General features: G+C 59.0%; 17 protein-coding genes and 1 tRNA gene. 3 read left to right on the plus strand and 15 right to left on the minus strand.

Annotated features, from left to right (window positions below; translation table 11 throughout):
- Positions 1–158: 158 nt before the first annotated feature.
- On the minus strand, positions 159–731 hold the full coding sequence (locus HKD28_RS07895) for a cob(I)yrinic acid a,c-diamide adenosyltransferase (protein ID WP_194267826.1): 573 nt from the start codon (positions 729–731) through the stop codon (positions 159–161).
- Positions 732–757: 26 nt separating this feature from the next.
- On the minus strand, positions 758–1,348 hold the full coding sequence (locus tag HKD28_RS07900) for a DUF4142 domain-containing protein (protein ID WP_194267827.1): 591 nt from the start codon (positions 1,346–1,348) through the stop codon (positions 758–760).
- A 115-nt stretch (positions 1,349–1,463) separates the two neighbouring features.
- Between HKD28_RS07900 and HKD28_RS07905 the strand changes: the two genes are divergently transcribed.
- A complete protein-coding gene (locus HKD28_RS07905; protein ID WP_194267828.1) occupies positions 1,464–1,898 on the plus strand; it encodes a DUF423 domain-containing protein in 435 nt (144 codons plus the stop codon).
- Here HKD28_RS07905 and HKD28_RS07910 read toward each other — a convergent pair.
- A complete protein-coding gene (locus HKD28_RS07910) occupies positions 1,879–2,211 on the minus strand; it encodes a hypothetical protein (RefSeq protein ID WP_194267829.1) in 333 nt (110 codons plus the stop codon). The two genes, HKD28_RS07905 and HKD28_RS07910, sit on opposite strands and share 20 nt — an antisense overlap.
- An 89-nt stretch (positions 2,212–2,300) precedes the next feature.
- On the opposite strand from HKD28_RS07910, the gene HKD28_RS07915 reads away from it, so the two are divergent.
- Positions 2,301–2,819, plus strand: a complete 519-nt coding sequence (locus HKD28_RS07915) for a TlpA family protein disulfide reductase (RefSeq protein ID WP_235993363.1) — start codon at positions 2,301–2,303, stop codon at positions 2,817–2,819.
- Between the two features lie 41 nt (positions 2,820–2,860).
- Here HKD28_RS07915 and HKD28_RS07920 read toward each other — a convergent pair whose 3' ends face one another.
- The 12 genes from HKD28_RS07920 to HKD28_RS07975 all read right to left on the minus strand — a co-directional run bounded on the left by HKD28_RS07920 (position 2,861) and on the right by HKD28_RS07975 (position 14,497).
- Positions 2,861–4,549, minus strand: a complete 1,689-nt coding sequence (locus tag HKD28_RS07920; RefSeq protein ID WP_194267831.1) for a M3 family oligoendopeptidase — start codon at positions 4,547–4,549, stop codon at positions 2,861–2,863.
- 54 nt (positions 4,550–4,603) lie between these two features.
- Positions 4,604–5,815: a pyridoxal phosphate-dependent aminotransferase gene (locus tag HKD28_RS07925; protein WP_194267832.1), complete on the minus strand. Its 1,212-nt coding sequence runs from the start codon at positions 5,813–5,815 to the stop codon at positions 4,604–4,606.
- Complete coding sequence (locus HKD28_RS07930) at positions 5,812–7,014, minus strand: pyridoxal phosphate-dependent aminotransferase (RefSeq protein ID WP_194267833.1); 1,203 nt, start codon at positions 7,012–7,014, stop codon at positions 5,812–5,814. The genes HKD28_RS07925 and HKD28_RS07930 overlap by 4 nt, the downstream gene beginning before the upstream one ends.
- A gap of 143 nt (positions 7,015–7,157) precedes the next feature.
- The gene (gene leuB, locus HKD28_RS07935) at positions 7,158–8,267 is read right to left on the minus strand and encodes a 3-isopropylmalate dehydrogenase (RefSeq protein WP_194267834.1); all 1,110 of its coding nucleotides are present in this window, start codon (positions 8,265–8,267) and stop codon (positions 7,158–7,160) included.
- Complete coding sequence (leuD, locus tag HKD28_RS07940) at positions 8,264–8,890, minus strand: 3-isopropylmalate dehydratase small subunit (RefSeq protein WP_194267835.1); 627 nt, start codon at positions 8,888–8,890, stop codon at positions 8,264–8,266. The genes leuB and leuD overlap by 4 nt, the downstream gene beginning before the upstream one ends.
- Positions 8,890–10,317, minus strand: coding sequence for a 3-isopropylmalate dehydratase large subunit (gene leuC / locus HKD28_RS07945; protein ID WP_194267836.1), 1,428 nt, complete (start codon positions 10,315–10,317; stop codon positions 8,890–8,892). Before leuC ends, leuD begins: the two co-directional genes overlap by 1 nt.
- Before the next feature lie 21 nt (positions 10,318–10,338).
- Positions 10,339–10,731, minus strand: coding sequence for a 50S ribosomal protein L19 (gene rplS / locus HKD28_RS07950; RefSeq protein ID WP_041110658.1), 393 nt, complete (start codon positions 10,729–10,731; stop codon positions 10,339–10,341).
- 24 nt (positions 10,732–10,755) lie between these two features.
- On the minus strand, positions 10,756–11,460 hold the full coding sequence (gene trmD, locus HKD28_RS07955; RefSeq protein WP_062109737.1) for a tRNA (guanosine(37)-N1)-methyltransferase TrmD: 705 nt from the start codon (positions 11,458–11,460) through the stop codon (positions 10,756–10,758).
- Positions 11,457–11,999, minus strand: a complete 543-nt coding sequence (gene rimM, locus HKD28_RS07960) for a ribosome maturation factor RimM (protein ID WP_194267837.1) — start codon at positions 11,997–11,999, stop codon at positions 11,457–11,459. The genes trmD and rimM overlap by 4 nt, the downstream gene beginning before the upstream one ends.
- 28 nt (positions 12,000–12,027) lie before the next feature.
- Positions 12,028–12,372 (minus strand): 30S ribosomal protein S16, encoded by a 345-nt coding sequence (gene rpsP / locus HKD28_RS07965; protein WP_062029531.1) that lies wholly within the window; start codon positions 12,370–12,372, stop codon positions 12,028–12,030.
- Positions 12,373–12,412: 40 nt separating this feature from the next.
- On the minus strand, positions 12,413–13,840 hold the full coding sequence (ffh, locus tag HKD28_RS07970) for a signal recognition particle protein (RefSeq protein ID WP_194267838.1): 1,428 nt from the start codon (positions 13,838–13,840) through the stop codon (positions 12,413–12,415).
- Between the two features lie 129 nt (positions 13,841–13,969).
- On the minus strand, positions 13,970–14,497 hold the full coding sequence (locus HKD28_RS07975; RefSeq protein WP_235993364.1) for a Spy/CpxP family protein refolding chaperone: 528 nt from the start codon (positions 14,495–14,497) through the stop codon (positions 13,970–13,972).
- Positions 14,498–14,716: 219 nt separating this feature from the next.
- On the opposite strand from HKD28_RS07975, the gene HKD28_RS07980 reads away from it, so the two are divergent.
- Positions 14,717–14,806, plus strand: a tRNA-Ser gene (locus tag HKD28_RS07980).
- The last annotated feature ends 309 nt before the right edge of the window (positions 14,807–15,115 follow it).

The following is a 15,115-nucleotide window of genomic DNA, read 5'->3' on the forward strand; positions in this document are numbered from 1 at the left end:
CCGAAAAGCAGAAAAGCTGACCGGATTTAAACCCGCTCAGCCGAAACATGTCCTGACAAGGATATGAAAAGTCGACTCGCCTAGAGAAACCCCAGCGTTCTGACGAGGCTTTCCTAGCACTTCACGCCCATTCTGTCATCAGGGCAATAAGCGTTTATTTATATTTTCTTCTCATGCCAACGACCCGGCGACCAGAGAATATCGGTTTCACCATGATTGTTCGCGTGACGCGCAAGAACAAAGAAGTAATCAGACAATCTGTTCAAAAAACGAAGTCCCTCTACCGGCCTCTGTTCAAGAAGCGCAACACGCCGTTCTGCCCGGCGCGCAACAGTTCTGACAAGATGCGCTTGAGCCGCGACGGAACAGCCCCCTGGCAGCACGAAGCTTCTGAGTTCCTTCTGGTGTCGGCGCAGAGCCTCCAGCCTGCTTTCCAGCCATATAATGGCTTCCGAAGGCAGGCTGGAGGTACGTTCTGGGTCAGGCAGACAAAGGTCCGCACCAAGATCGAACAGACAGGACTGGATCTGACGGATCTCGTCTTCAAGCACAGCCATCCGGGAATCCTGCGCCATGGTACAGCACAAAATTCCCAACTGGGCATTCAGCTCATCAACAGTCCCCATCGCCTCGATCCGGTCTGAAGACTTGGGGACGCGTGTGCCATCTCCAAGAGACGTCTGCCCGCCGTCTCCACCCCGTGTTACGATCTTATCGATGCGGATCGTCATGACCTGTCCAATCCTCCGCGCTGGTCTTAGCGGCTTCTTTTGTGCTTCGCGTGATGACCGATGCTGCGATCGCCCATCAGATCACGGGCGCGGGATGTATGATCCGTCAGCATCTTGTCCGTGTCCGTAGCGAGGGTCTTGATGTCCGGCGTGCCGCCCGAAGCCTGAGCCGTCGCGATGGCCTTGCTCAGATCCGGCGTGCGGATGCTGACGATATCGCGCAGGAACATCCGGTCGAACGCAGCGCCGTAAAGATGGGAAAACGACTCGACATGCTCCTGATCGGCCGCATCAATCTTGGAGGCAACCGTCAGATTGGCGTCTGAGGCGATCTTGGCGACGGCTTTCTGATTGGTCGTGTAATCACCCTGAACGGTCGAACCGAAGGCTTTGACCACGTCACTGTTGCTATGGGTCGCGGCCAGCGTCGCAATGGCGATCTGGGTCTGATCCATCTCATCCACCTGCTGGAGGAACGCCGCATCTGCCGTCGTCAGCTTGTAGGTCGAAGCGACGCTCGGCAGCGCAGGCGCAGGCGGCGCATCGGGAGCGTTACAGGCCGCAAGACCGGCGAGAAGGCCCGCGGACAGACACAGGCGGAGATACGAAACAGTCATCGAAGCTTCCTTTTTCAAACGCGCCTGCCTCGAAAAGACAGGCCGCGACAGACTGACAATGCACTCATGACAGTCTCTCATTCGCTGTTCAGACAACACATGATACATTCACGGCATGTCCGCAAACCCCATCCAGCCCGGTACACCAGTTCTGCTTCGAGGCAGTTTCATTTTCGCGGCCCTCTCTGCAGCGTCCGGCGTCATGCTCGGCGCCCTGTCCTCCCATCTGCCGGACCGATTATTTGCCGTTCCGGGTGGCAGGGCCATGCTGCATTCCGCAGTGGAAATCCAGATGTGGCACGCCCTTGGGCTCGGTCTGTTTTCCCTGAACGCTGCGCGCCTGTCGCCTCGGCTGATCCGCATGGCGTGCCTGTGCATGGCGGTCGGCATGGTTCTGTTCTGCGTGCCCGTCACCCTGCTTGCGCTGTTTGACCTGAAGCTGGGGCCAGTCTCGATTGGCCGGATCGCGCCTTATGGCGGGACGATGCTCATGCTTGCATGGTGTCTGGCAGCCGTTTCGGCCCTGAAAGTCAGGCCCGGTTTTTTCTAAGCTTCCGAAAAATCAGAAATCCGACGGACTGGACGGCAAGTGCCAGCAGAAAACAGGCCACCATGATTCCGGTCAGGATCAGTTGCTCGCGTCCGACCCCTGAGTCGATATGAAACAGGCTGTAGAGTTCCTGCCAGACAGACGTTCCAGCGATATGCTGCGCGGCCTTGATGGCCGGTTGCCAGAAACGGAAGACCGATGCAAAGGCCAGCGTTAACGCCACGAGGATTGCTGTCCGGATCAGGGTTTCCGTAACACTGACTTCACGCGGAGACGCGACTTGCGGGCGGGGTGCTGCTTTTTTCAAACGCATGACCTTTCCTGAAAATTGGGCTTTAATCATCTGTTCCTGTCATTCTGCGTTATGGCATGCAGAGGACAACATCAATGAAAGCCTTTTTCATGAACCGTTCCCTTCTTGCCGCCGGCCTTGGTCTGGCGCTGACTGCAACCCTTCCGGCACATGCCGCATCCACAACGCCAGCAGTCCCCGCCCCACAACTGACCGAAACATCTGCACCGCCCGTAGCAGCGCCCTATCCCGATACCTCCGTAGCGCACGAGCAGGTGGAACAGGCCTTCGCGCTCGCGAAGAAAACGCATCGCAAGGTTCTGCTCGATTTCGGCGGCAACTGGTGCCCGGACTGCAAAATGCTCAGCGGCATTTTCGCATTGCCTGATGCGGCACGCTGGCTGGACAGCCAGTTCGTGGTGGTACCGATCAATGTCGGACGCATCAACACCAATCTCGATCTGGCGGAACGCTATGGCGTGACCATCAAGGCCGTCCCGACCGTCATTATCGTTACGCCGGAAGGTCATGCCCTGAACGGCGACGGCTCCAAGGCGCTTGGCAACGCCCGCAGCATGTCACCGCAGGCTGTTCTTGACCTCATTTCCGATTGGAACAAACGCGGATAAGTCCTTGAGGCTCCGGTTTTTTCCGGAGCCTTACTCTATCCTCAGAGCGCGAGCACCTGCTCGGCTTCATGGACGACTTCAGCGAGCACATCCGCTTCAAACGGAGAGGTCAGTCCCGCTTCGGACACGAGTTGCGCGAACGGTTTCGACCCACCTTCGGCGCAGAGCCTGCGGTAGATTTCCAGCGTCCCTTCCCGGTCCAGACGCGCCCCCAGCCAGAGTTGCAGCGCACAGCACTGCGCCAGCGCGTAGTCGATGTAATAAAACGGCAAGCGGTAAATATGGAGCTGCGCCTGCCAACGGCCACCCTTGGCCGGATAGGCCAGATCGCCCCAGTCCCGCCAGGGCATGTAGAGTTTTTCAAGCCGCTCCCAGGTCTGATGCCGTTCTTCTGGCGTCATGTCAGGATGGGCATAAATCTCATGCTGGAAGTGATCCACACAGACGCCATAGGGAAAGAACGACAGCGCATCGATCAGATGCATGCGCCGATATCGTTCTGCCGCGCCATTCTCGACCAGTTCTCCAATCTGCGGCCAACTCAGGAACTCAAGGCCCATGGAGTGGATTTCCGCCGCTTCCATGGTCGGCCAGAGTTGATCGATCCACGGCAGATCACGGCTTTTCCAGTTCTGGAACGCATGACCCATTTCATGGGTGAAAACGCCGATATCGTTATGGGTGCCATTGAAGTTAGCGAAAATATAAGGCGTCCCGACCGTCGGAAAAGACGTACAGAAGCCGCCTCCCGCCTTGCCCTCTCGGTTTTTCAGATCGAGATACCCAAGATCGCGCATCTGGACGTAAAAATCCGCCATTTCCCCTGAAGGATCGAGGTCGCGGAACATGGTTTCAGCGCGCGCCACCAGTAGGTCATGATCGCCAGCGGGCTCGGGGTTGCCCTGAAGGTCAATCAGAGCCTCATCCCACGCCATCACCTTGTCCCAGCCCATTTTCAGACGACGACGCTCCATGAGCGCGCTGATCAGGGGTGTGACATAAGCCAGAACCTTCTCTCGAAAGGCTGCGACCTGCTCAGGACCGTAATCTGTCCGGCGCATCCGGCGATACCCGAGTTCGATATAGTTATCGAAACCAAGGGTTTTCGCCATCCGGTCCCGCAGAGCGACCAGTTTGCCGTAAAGGGCATCCAGTTCAGCGCCGTTCTGCTCGAAAAAATCCCAGCGCGCCTTCTCCGCCGCATGACGGACATCCCGATCCATGCCCTGAAGATAAGGCACCAACCCCGACAGGTTCAGGACTTTCCCATCAAAAGCGATTTTCGCAGCCGCCAGAAGCGCCGTGTATTCCCCTGAAAGACGGGCTTCCTCTTCCAGATCCGTACTGATACGCGGATCGAATGTGGTCGTATCAGCTTCCCAGAGCCGCACCACATGCGACGTTACAATGGCTTCAAGACCCGCGCGGTCGGGATCGGCCAGAAGACGCTTCTTGACCGTCACCTCATGATCGGTTGCGACCGGAGACAACCGATCCGCATAATCCCGATCTGCCTTGGCGGTCTCATCCTGTGTATTGCGCGAAAATTGCAGATGAACGTGCGATGCCCACGACTCATACTCGCGTCGGACAGCATCAAAAGCCTTCAGGGCTTCCACCCGGTCCCCGGCATCCAGCAGAAACGCGATGGCATCGTAGCGCGCTTTGAGCGACTGCTCGTCAAGCCGGGGGAAAGACAGTTTGGAAAAGGGGGGGAGTGTCTTCGTCATGATGCAAGTCTGACACTCCCCTGCTTCTGCGTCCATGCCCTGCCTTTGTTGCCGTCAGACTTGCCGGATCTCGCCCACAAACTGTGCAATACGGCGGCAGGCTTCTGCAAGCTGTTCATCGGACGCCGCAAAAGACAGGCGAAGATACGGGCTATATCCGAACGCCGAACCCGGAACCGTCGCGACATGCGCCTCTTCAAGAAGGGCTTCCGCGAACGCCACATCCGTCTCCAGAAGACGCCCCTGCCTGGATGTGCGACCGATCAGCGCTTCAATCCCCGGATAGGCATAAAACGCCCCTTCCGGCATCACGCAGGTCAGTCCGGGAACCTTCTGCAAGGCACCTACAACCAGAGCCCGACGTCGCTCATACGTCGCCAGCATGTGTGCAATTCCGTCAGCGTCCCCATCAAGAGCGGCCACCGATCCGGCCTGTGCCAGCGTGCAAACGCCCGACGTGGAATTGCCCTGCACCGCAACCATGGCTTGAATCAGCGGGGTAGGACCACAGGCAAACCCGACGCGCCATCCCGTCATGGCGTAAGCTTTCGCCATACCATTTACGATCAGAATCCGATCCACAAGATCAGGCGCGACATTCAGCAAGGAGAGGTGTTTGCGGCCGTCGAACGTCAGATGCTCATAGATCTCGTCGCTCATCACAAGAACATGCGGCGCCTTACGCAGTACGTCTGCGATGGCTTCAAGGTCCCGCCGTTCCAGAATGGCACCGGTTGGGTTGTTCGGAAAATTCAGAACCAGCCATTTCGTGCGCGGCGTAATCGCCTCGCGGATAGCTTCCGGGTCCGGGCGAAAACCGTTCTCTTCCCGGCATCGAATTTCGACCGGAATCCCGCCCAGCATCCGGGTAATCAGCGGATAACTCACCCAGTACGGCGCAGGAATGATGACCTCGTCGCCAATTTCCAGCGACGCCATCAGCGCATTGAAAATGATCTGCTTGCCGCCATTCGCAACCATGATTCGACTGGGCGCAACGTCCAACTCGTTGTCACGCCTGAACTTGCGGATAATGGCATCGATCAGCGGCTTCTGTCCGGGGATCGGCGGATAGCCCGTATCCCCGGCTTTCGCGGCTGCATAAGCGGCTTCAATCGCCTCTGGAGGAGACGGAAAATCCGGCTGCCCCAAGGCAAGTGAAATGACATCCGCGCCCTGCGCCCTCAGTTCGCGGGCGCGGGCAGCCATGGCAATCGTTGCAGGTCGCGGCAGATCCGCAAGGCGTGATGCGATGGTAAAACTCATGAAAGACCCTGACAGAACTTCTGGATCCGGGTGCAGGCTTCAACTAGAAGATCCGTGCTGGTGGCATAGGAAATCCGGAAATATCCCGGCGTCAGGAACGCCGTTCCATGCACGGCCGCCACGCCGGTTTCTTCCAGAAGAGCCGTTACGAAAGCCTCGTCACTCTCAATCAGGCGACCGCCCTTGCTGGTCTTGCCCAGAACGCCAGCAATGGACGGAAAGGCGTAGAACGCCCCTTCAGGGAGAGCGCAGGTCAGACCGGGTGCATCATTGAGCATGCCGATCACCAGATTGCGCCGCTCCTGATAGACCGCCACCATCTCCGAAATGAAATCCTGCGGGCCGGATACGGCCTCCTGCGCTGCCGCCTGCGCGATGGAACAGGGATTGCTCGTGCTCTGTCCCTGCAGCTTGATAAGCTGTTTTGTGAACTCCACCGGCGCTGCGGCAAACCCGATCCGCCAGCCTGTCATGGCATAGGCTTTGGAGACACCATTCATCGTCACGGTCCGGGAGCGCAGACGCGGCTCGACCTGAACAACCGTTTTGGCGACTGCCCCATCATACAGGAGCTTGGCATACATATCGTCCGTCAGGATCCAGATATCCGGATAGTCCAGCAGAACATCCGTCAGCGCCTTGAGTGCCTCGGTATCATAGGCCGCTCCTGTCGGATTGCAGGGCGAATTGAGGCAAAGCCATTTCGTACGAGGCGTAATCGCCGCACGAAGCTGTTCTGCCGTCAGGCGAAAGCCATTTTCAGGATCAGTCTGGACGATGACAGGCGTTCCATCGGCCAGGGTTACGATGTCAGGATAAGACACCCATGCCGGTGCCGGAATGATAACCTCATCACCTGCATTCAGGGTCGAGACCATGACATTGTAGATAACCTGCTTTCCCCCCGTGGAGACGCAGATTTCCTCGGCCTTGTAATCCAGATCGAAATCGGCGTTCAGACGGGCCGCGACCGCCTTGCGCAGTTCGATCGTACCCGCAACGTCCGTATATTTTGTCTTGCCGGCCTCGATTGCCCGGATCGCAGCACGCTTGATGAAGTCAGGAGTATCGAAATCCGGCTCACCTGCGGAAAGGCTGATGATATCGCGGCCCTCTGCCTTCAGGGCGCGGGCTTTCTGGGTCACGGCAATCGTCTGGCTGGGAAGGATACGGTTCAGACGGTCGGCAATAAAAGACATGACAGGGTTCCGGATCATTTCGATGACGAGATCCTAGGCATGTTCCAAGGGTTTTGACCACAGCCAGCCGGGCTGCGAACAACAAAAAAGGCGCCCTCCCCAAGGAAGGCGCCTTTTTTGTGTCAGACAGAGCCCGCAGAAGATCAGGCCAGCTTTTCCATCTCGCGCAGCACGGCCTGCCCCATCATTTCGGTGCCGACTCGAGCCATGCCCGGAGACATGATATCGCCTGTCCGCAGTCCCGAAGCCAGAACGTTGGACACAGCCGTCTCGATCAGGTCGGCATCCTCGCCACGATTAAGCGAATACCGCAGTAACATAGCGAAAGACAGGATCTGGGCCAGCGGATTGGCGATCCCCTTGCCAGCGATGTCCGGCGCACTGCCATGGATCGGCTCATACAGGGCATTGCGCTTGCCATCGGCGCGAACCGGGCCAAGCGTTGCGGAAGGCAGCATCCCGAGCGAGCCCGTCAGCATCGACGCCAGATCGGACAGGATATCCCCGAACAGGTTGCCTGTGACAATGACATCGAACTGGTTCGGGTCACGCACGAGCTGCATCGCGCAGTTGTCAGCCAGCATATGTGAAAGCTGGACGTCGGAATATTCGCGCTTGTGAATGTCGGTTACGACCTCCTTCCACAGCAGGCCGCTTTCCATGACGTTACACTTCTCGACCGAACACACACGGTTGTCGCGCTTGCGGGCCAGATCGAACGCCACGCGCGCCACACGCTCGATTTCGGACGTCGTATAAACTTCCGTGTTGATACCGCGACGGGAGCCATCTGGCAGCGTTTCGATTCCACGCGGCTCACCGAAATAGATGCCGCCGACCGTTTCGCGAACGATCATCAGATCAAGCCCGCGCACCACTTCCGGCTTCAGCGCGGAGGCGTCAATCAGGGCATCAAACAGCTTGGCCGGACGCAGATTGGCGAACAGTTCAAGTTCTTTGCGGAGCTTGAGGATCGCCACTTCCGGGCGCTTGTCGAACCCGACATGGCTCCAGGCCGGATCTCCCACCGAGCCAAACAGTACCGCGTCAGACTGGCGGGCCAGTTCAATGACCTCATCGCGGATGGGGACCCCATGCACGGCCAGCGACGCTGCGCCGACAAGTTCTTCCGTGATTTCAAGCTTCAGTCCGCGATGCGCACTCATCCAGTGCACGATCCGCGCCACTTCGCGCATGACTTCCGGTCCGATCCCGTCTCCGGCCAGAACCAGAAGCTTGTGTGCGTCGCTCATTTCACAGTCCCTATGGTAATTGACGGCACCCACGCACGAGCCAGGCGATGTTCAAAGCTGCTGATTTCGGCATCATGGGCCATGGTCTGTCCGATATCGTCCAGCCCTTCCAGCAGCATGTGACGACGGAACGGATCGACCTCGAACGCGATGGTCTCACCATTCGGACGCACAATCACCTGACGCTCCAGATCCACCGTCAGACGCGAATTCGACCCCTGACGGGCATCGTCCATCAGTTCGTCGCAGATCTCGCGCGGCAGCGGGATCGGCAGGATACCGTTCTTGAAGCAGTTATTGAAAAAGATATCGGCAAAGCTGGGCGCGATCACACAACGGATCCCGAAATCCAGCAACGCCCACGGGGCATGCTCGCGCGAAGATCCGCAGCCCAGATTGTCGTAAGTAATCAGGATTTCGGCGTGCCGGTATGGCTCCTGATTAAGCACGAAATCCGGCTTTTCATTGCCATCGGCGTCATATCGCTGGGCCGCGAAAGCATTCTTCCCCAGACCGGTCCGCTGGATGGTCTTGAGAAAGCGGGCCGGAATGATCTGGTCCGTGTCGATGTTCTCGGTCGGCATGGGCGCCGCAATGGCGGTCAGTTCCGTGAACTTGTCCATCAGACAGTCTCCTTCACCAGTTCACGCACATCGCACAAACGTCCCGTCACAGCCGCGGCTGCCGCCATGGCAGGCGAGCAGAGATGCGTGCGACCATCCGGGCCCTGACGGCCTTCAAAATTACGGTTGGATGTCGAAGCACAGCGCTGGCCCGGCGTCAGACGATCCGGGTTCATCCCCAGACACATCGAACAGCCTGCCTCACGCCATTCAAAACCGGCATCAAGGAACACCTTGTCCAGTCCTTCCACTTCAGCCGCATGTTTCACCAGACCGGAGCCGGGAACGATCATAGCCCGAACGCCCTCGGCAACATGGCGACCACGCACCACGTCCGCAGCAGCGCGCAGATCTTCCAGACGGCTGTTCGTACAGGAGCCGATGAACACGACATCCACTGGCGTCCCGGCAATTTTCTGCCCGGCTTCGAGACCCATATAATCCAGAGCACGCTGGATCTGGGCAGCACGGGCCGGATCGGCAACGTCTGACGGAGATGGCACGGAACCGTCGATCGGCAGCACGTCCTGCGGGCTGGTGCCCCATGTGACGGACGGGATGATCTCTTCAGCGGCGAGCGTGACTTCCGTATCGAAATAGGCACCTTCGTCAGACGCCAGACTGCGCCAGTACTCACAGGCCTGCTCGAACGCTTCGCCCTTCGGCGCGAACGGGCGGCCCTTCACATAGGCGAAGGTCGTCTCGTCAGGCGCGACCAGACCTGCACGCGCACCGGCTTCGATGGACATGTTGCACAGCGTCATACGCCCTGCCATGTCCAGATCACGGATCGCAGATCCTGCAAATTCAATGACATGGCCAGTGCCACCCGCGGTGCCAATGCGCCCGATGATGGCCAGCATGATGTCCTTGGCCGTTACGCCCGGACCGACCTTGCCTTCGACCGAAACACGCATGTTCTTCGCGGGCTTCTGCAGGATCGTCTGGGTCGCGAGCACATGCTCGACCTCGGACGTGCCGATCCCGAATGCCAGCGAACCAAGAGCGCCATGCGTGGAGGTATGGCTATCGCCGCAGACGATCGTCATGCCCGGCAGGGAAATGCCCTGCTCCGGCCCGACAACATGCACGATCCCCTGAGAGGCGGAACGCAGCGGGAAATAGGGAACGCCGAATTCGGCAACATTCTTCTCAAGCGTTTCGATCTGGAGGCGGCTCTGCGGCTCCTCGATCGGCTTGGAACGGTCGGACGTGGGGACGTTGTGGTCCACCACGGCCACCGTGGCATCCGGACGACGCACACGGCGCCCGGACAGCCGCAGACCTTCAAAGGCCTGCGGGCTTGTCACCTCGTGAACGAGGTGACGGTCGATGTAGAGGATGCACGTCCCGTCTTCGAGACGTTCGACGACATGATCGTCCCAGATCTTGTCAAAAAGGGTTCTGGGCGAATTGGTAACGGGCATCCTGTCTCTACTCCGAACGGTTTAGGAAGCGGCCTTGCTGTCCGCCTTCGGCAGATCGCGGGGACGCTCGGCAATACGGGCGGACTTGCCCGAACGGCCACGCAGATAATACAGCTTTGCGCGACGGACCTTACCGCGACGCACGACTTCGATGCTGGCGATCGACGGTGCATACAGCGGGAACACGCGCTCAACGCCTTCACCGTTGGAGATCTTGCGAACCGTGAAGTTGCTGTTCAGACCCTTGTTGGAACGGGCGATAACAACACCTTCGAAGCTCTGGACACGCTCACGCGTGCCTTCGACAACGCGGACGCCAACGCGGACCGTGTCACCTGCAATGAACTCGGGAACAGCGCGGACGCCGGAAAGACGCTCGATTTCGCGCGCCTCATACTGCTGGATAATGTTCATGACCAAACTCCTGAAAACAAAACTTCAATGGACCTGCTGTCGTGCCAGATACGCATCCCAGAGGTCCGGGCGGCGCGCCTTCGTGACGGCGATTGATTGTTCATGGCGCCAGCGGGCGATAGCACCATGGTTGCCGGAGAGAAGAATGTCGGGCACGTCCCGCCCGTCCCACACTGCCGGCTTGGTGTATTGTGGATATTCAAGAAGCCCTTCGGCGAAGCTCTCATCCTGACCGCTGACATCTGACCCCATGACGCCGGGGAGGAGCCGTACGCACGCATCCAGAAGAGTCAGAGCAGGAATTTCTCCACCTGACAGTACGACATCGCCCATACAGAGCTGTTCGATATCGTGCTTTTCCAGAACGCGCTCGTCCACGCCTTCAAAGCGCCCACAGAGAACGACGACCCCCGGCCCGGACGACAGGCGCTCCGCATCTTCATGCGACATGCGCTTGCCCCGTGGCGTCGGGTAGACAACCGGGCGCCCATCCAGCGCGGGAAGCGCCGAGAGGGCCGTATCCAGAACGTCTGCCCGCATCACCATGCCGGCTCCGCCACCAAAAGGCGTATCATCGACGGCCCGGTGACGTCCCAGTCCATGCTGGCGCAGATCATGCGCCTCACAGGACCAGATCCCCCGCTCCAGCGCCCGGCCCGCAAGGGAGAATCCCAGCGGCCCCGGGAACATGTCGGGGAAAAGGGTCAGGATGTCCGCGCGCCAGCTCATGCCCGCACCTGGACCTCGCCGGAAAGATCCCCCTCAACCTCGACTTCAACAGGAGGAACAAGGGTCACTTCCCGTTTCGCGAGATCAACGCGCGGCACACAGGCCAGCGTGAAAGGCACGATCAGACCACGATCCACTTCGAGGCTGACGCCTGCGCCGTAATCGTGAACGACCGACACCGTCCCGAGAACCTCTCCGTCTTCCGAGACAGCCGTCATACCGATCAGATCGGCATGATAGAATTCGTCGTCTCCGGCTTCCGGAAGAACGGTACGCGGAACATACAGCTTGGCATTGACCAGACGTTCGGCGGCCGTACGGTCAGGAAGATCCTGGCCTTCGGCATCCGTCAGTGCAGCCACGCCAGCCGAAATCCAGCGTGCCGTCCATGCCCTGCCCTGCCCGTCATGCAGCACGCCCAGCGTCTCGACCGAAGCCGGATCATCTGTGGCAGCATGAAGATGCACCAGACCGCGGACACCGTGCGGACGACCGACGGTGGCAATCAGGACATCGCTGTCAGGGTTGAAGCGGGGCACGTCTCGGGCTTCCTGAAAAGCAGCTCAATCAGGCCGCAGCAGCGGCAGCAGCAGCCTTGGCGCGTTCCTGAGCCTTCGCCTTCGGAGCGGACTGCTTGGGCTGCTCGTTGTAGGTCGGCTTCGGAGCCAGGCCTGCATTACCGAGGAAACGGGCGACACGGTCCGTGGCGAGGGCGCCGTTGGACAGCCAGTGCTTGATGCGCTCGTCAACCAGACGGATACGGTCGGCGTGATCAGCCGGCAGCATCGGGTTGTAGGAACCAACCTTCTCGATGAAACGGCCATCGCGCGGGCTGCGGCTGTCAGCAACAACGATGTGGTAGTAGGGACGCTTCTTGGCACCTGCACGTGCAAGGCGGATCTTGAGGCTCATGAAATACTCCTAAGAGACAGAACTTGTAAAACGGGACAGATCAGACGAAAGGCGGGCGTCCGCCGGGTTTTCCCCCGGGGCCACCCATGCCCTTCATCAGATCCGCCAGACCTCCTGCACCACCCATGCCGCGCATCAGGCCACCAAGGCCCATCTTGCTGATGCGTTTCATCATGGTGGACATGTCGTTGAACTGTTTGAGCAGACGGTTGATCTCCGGAACCGTGGTTCCCGAGCCTGCCGCAATGCGCTTTTTGCGGGACGCCTTGATGATCTCCGGCGTCTTGCGCTCCTGCTTCGTCATCGAGGAAATGATGGCTTTGTGACGCTTGAAGATCGACGTATCGAGCTCCTTGTCGCCCAGCATATCCTTGATCTTTCCCATCCCCGGCATCATGCCGAGAATGCCGGAAATCGAGCCCATGCGGTTGATCTGGTTGATCTGGGACACATAGTCATCCAGATCGAACTTGCCCGCGAGCATCTTCTTGGCGACGCGCTCACCTTCCTCGTGATCGAGGGTTTCAGCAGCACGTTCCACCAGCCCGGCAACGTCCCCCAGACCGAGAATACGGCCTGCAACACGCTCGGGATGGAATTCTTCAAGCGCTTCGAGGTTCTCGCCCGAACCGGCCAGCTTGATCGGCGCGCCCGTGATGGCCTTCATGGACAGGGCCGCGCCACCGCGGGCGTCGCCGTCCATCCGGCTCATGACAACGCCGGTAATGCCAACAGCTTCGTTGAAGGCCTTCGCGGTGTTGACGGCGTCCTGACCGGTCATCGCGTCAACGACCAGCAACGTCTCTGCCGGCTTGGTTAGTGTACGGATTTCCCGCACTTCATCCATCAGCGCTTCGTCGATGGACAGCCGACCTGCCGTATCGAGAATGACGACGTCATAACCTTCGAGACGACCGGTCTCGAGCGCACGCTTTGCGATCTGGACAGGCGACTGCCCGGCAATGATCGGCAGAGCCTGAACGCGACCTGTCTTGGCGTTGACGCGCTCAGCCAGCTGCTGAAGCTGGAGCTGCGCGGCCGGACGTTGGACGTCAAGGCTGGCCAGAAGGACTTTCTTGTTCTCGCGACCGGACAGGCGCAGGGCAATCTTGCCGGAGGTCGTGGTCTTACCCGAACCCTGCAGACCCACCATCAGCACTGGAACCGGCGGATTGGCGGACAGGTTCAGCGGAACCGCCCCTGCCCCGCCCAGTGCGTCGATCAGGGCATCGTTGACGATCTTGGCGACAGCCTGACCGGGAGAAACGCTTTCCAGCACCTCTTGCCCGACAGACCGCTCGCGAACCTTGTTGACGAAGTCCCGCACCACAGGCAGAGCAACGTCTGCCTCCAGCATGGCGAGACGCACTTCACGCATGGCCTCGGTGACATCAGCCTCCGAGAGCTTCCCGTTCTTGGAAAGCCCTTCGAGGACACCGGACATCTTGCCTGAGAGTTGATCGAACAACGGGTCACCTTAAAAGCAAACAGAAACACGCCACTGCGCGAGTCTTCGCGAGGTGGCGTGTCCGGAAACAGAGTTCGTCTATCGCCTTGCCGCCGAGGCGTCAAGCGATAGACGCAGAAACCTCGGTTTTCAGGGCATGTCGTCCGGTTCGCCTTCTGGCGGATGCCCCATCAGAGCCTTCATCTGTTCATGAAGGGCCTTGAGCTTGTCCATGGTCTCTTTGCCCTGCTGGCGCTGAGCAGGCGTCAATAGATCATGAAGCTGCTCCATGGTTTCGAGATGCAGCGCGGAGACTTTCGCCTTGAGGGCGTTTTCCTGCCCACTCAGATCCGTCAGCGTTGCACGATCCAGATCGCCGACAGCACTGAGGGCATCGTGGATCTTGTCCTCGATCGCCCGCCCTTCGAGACGAAGCGCGCGCTCATCCTGATGAGCCTTTTCAAAAATGGCCTTGAGCTTTGTTTTCTGAGCCGCCGTCAGTGTAACGCCGGGAGGAACAGGAGGCATCATATGGCCGGGAGCGCCACGCGGACCTCCCGGAGGCGGCTGAACCCAATCGGACGCATGGTGCGCCTGCGCCGAAGCCAGAAGAGGAGTTCCCATCAGGCCTAGAGCCGCAATGAGGGGAAGAAAAACAACAGGACGAAGGATCGTCATGGACGTCATATCCTTGGAGGTTATGGCAGCCGGAAACGCACAAGGCGCCTTCCATGACGTTCTAGATGGCATGCTTCAATGTTGCTGAGTTCCCCCTCCTCCGTTTCAAAGAGTAAGGAGAGAGGGTATATGTAACATAGCGACTTGACGGCAAATGCTTCCCGTCGCATGAAGCATCCAGATCCGAACAGAAGTCTTCAGAAATGAAGTCTGCCGGATGGAGAGGTGGCCGAGTGGTTGAAGGCAGCGGTCTTGAAAACCGCCGTGCGTGGAAGCGTACCGTGGGTTCGAATCCCACCCTCTCCGCCACTAAGATAAATTTCATGATATCCCGTCACATTCGGTCCTGAATCTCGCAGGGGTGCGCGATATTCAAGGACCTAAAGCGGGCTGAGGTTTTCCGGGAACTCCCTATCAACGCGATCCTCTATTGATCCGCAAACAACGCCAGGCAGAAGCCCGCAAGCGGCATAACGGATACAGCATAGACTGAGCGCGATTTTCCCTCGGCACCCCCGCTGGTCTTGGCACATTATATCCCGCAACAATCATCAAAAGGCAGTCGTCTTAATAAGAAGAGGTATCAGTCTGCTATCATAAATCTGGGTAAACTGCACG

The organism is Gluconobacter cadivus, assembly GCF_015244745.1.
Classification (GTDB): Bacteria; Pseudomonadota; Alphaproteobacteria; order Acetobacterales; family Acetobacteraceae; genus Gluconobacter; species Gluconobacter cadivus.

Excerpts from the sequence above, each read along its gene's own strand:
- HKD28_RS07900 (WP_194267827.1), bottom strand. The coding sequence starts at position 1,348 with ATGACTGTTTCGTATCTCCGCCTGTGTCTGTCCGCGGGCCTTCTCGCC.
- HKD28_RS07920 (WP_194267831.1), bottom strand. The coding sequence starts at position 4,549 with ATGACGAAGACACTCCCCCCCTTTTCCAAACTGTCTTTCCCCCGGCTT.
- rplS (WP_041110658.1), bottom strand. The coding sequence starts at position 10,731 with ATGAACATTATCCAGCAGTATGAGGCGCGCGAAATCGAGCGTCTTTCC.
- rpsP (WP_062029531.1), bottom strand. The coding sequence starts at position 12,372 with ATGAGCCTCAAGATCCGCCTTGCACGTGCAGGTGCCAAGAAGCGTCCC.
- HKD28_RS07910 (WP_194267829.1), bottom strand. The coding sequence starts at position 2,211 with ATGCGTTTGAAAAAAGCAGCACCCCGCCCGCAAGTCGCGTCTCCGCGT.
- trmD (WP_062109737.1), bottom strand. The coding sequence starts at position 11,460 with ATGAGCTGGCGCGCGGACATCCTGACCCTTTTCCCCGACATGTTCCCG.
- HKD28_RS07930 (WP_194267833.1), bottom strand. The coding sequence starts at position 7,014 with ATGTCTTTTATTGCCGACCGTCTGAACCGTATCCTTCCCAGCCAGACG.
- HKD28_RS07905 (WP_194267828.1), top strand. The coding sequence starts at position 1,464 with ATGTCCGCAAACCCCATCCAGCCCGGTACACCAGTTCTGCTTCGAGGC.
- leuC (WP_194267836.1), bottom strand. The coding sequence starts at position 10,317 with ATGCCCGTTACCAATTCGCCCAGAACCCTTTTTGACAAGATCTGGGAC.
- leuD (WP_194267835.1), bottom strand. The coding sequence starts at position 8,890 with ATGGACAAGTTCACGGAACTGACCGCCATTGCGGCGCCCATGCCGACC.
- HKD28_RS07925 (WP_194267832.1), bottom strand. The coding sequence starts at position 5,815 with ATGAGTTTTACCATCGCATCACGCCTTGCGGATCTGCCGCGACCTGCA.
- HKD28_RS07915 (WP_235993363.1), top strand. The coding sequence starts at position 2,301 with ATGAACCGTTCCCTTCTTGCCGCCGGCCTTGGTCTGGCGCTGACTGCA.
- leuB (WP_194267834.1), bottom strand. The coding sequence starts at position 8,267 with ATGAGCGACGCACACAAGCTTCTGGTTCTGGCCGGAGACGGGATCGGA.
- HKD28_RS07975 (WP_235993364.1), bottom strand. The coding sequence starts at position 14,497 with ATGACGATCCTTCGTCCTGTTGTTTTTCTTCCCCTCATTGCGGCTCTA.
- HKD28_RS07895 (WP_194267826.1), bottom strand. The coding sequence starts at position 731 with ATGACGATCCGCATCGATAAGATCGTAACACGGGGTGGAGACGGCGGG.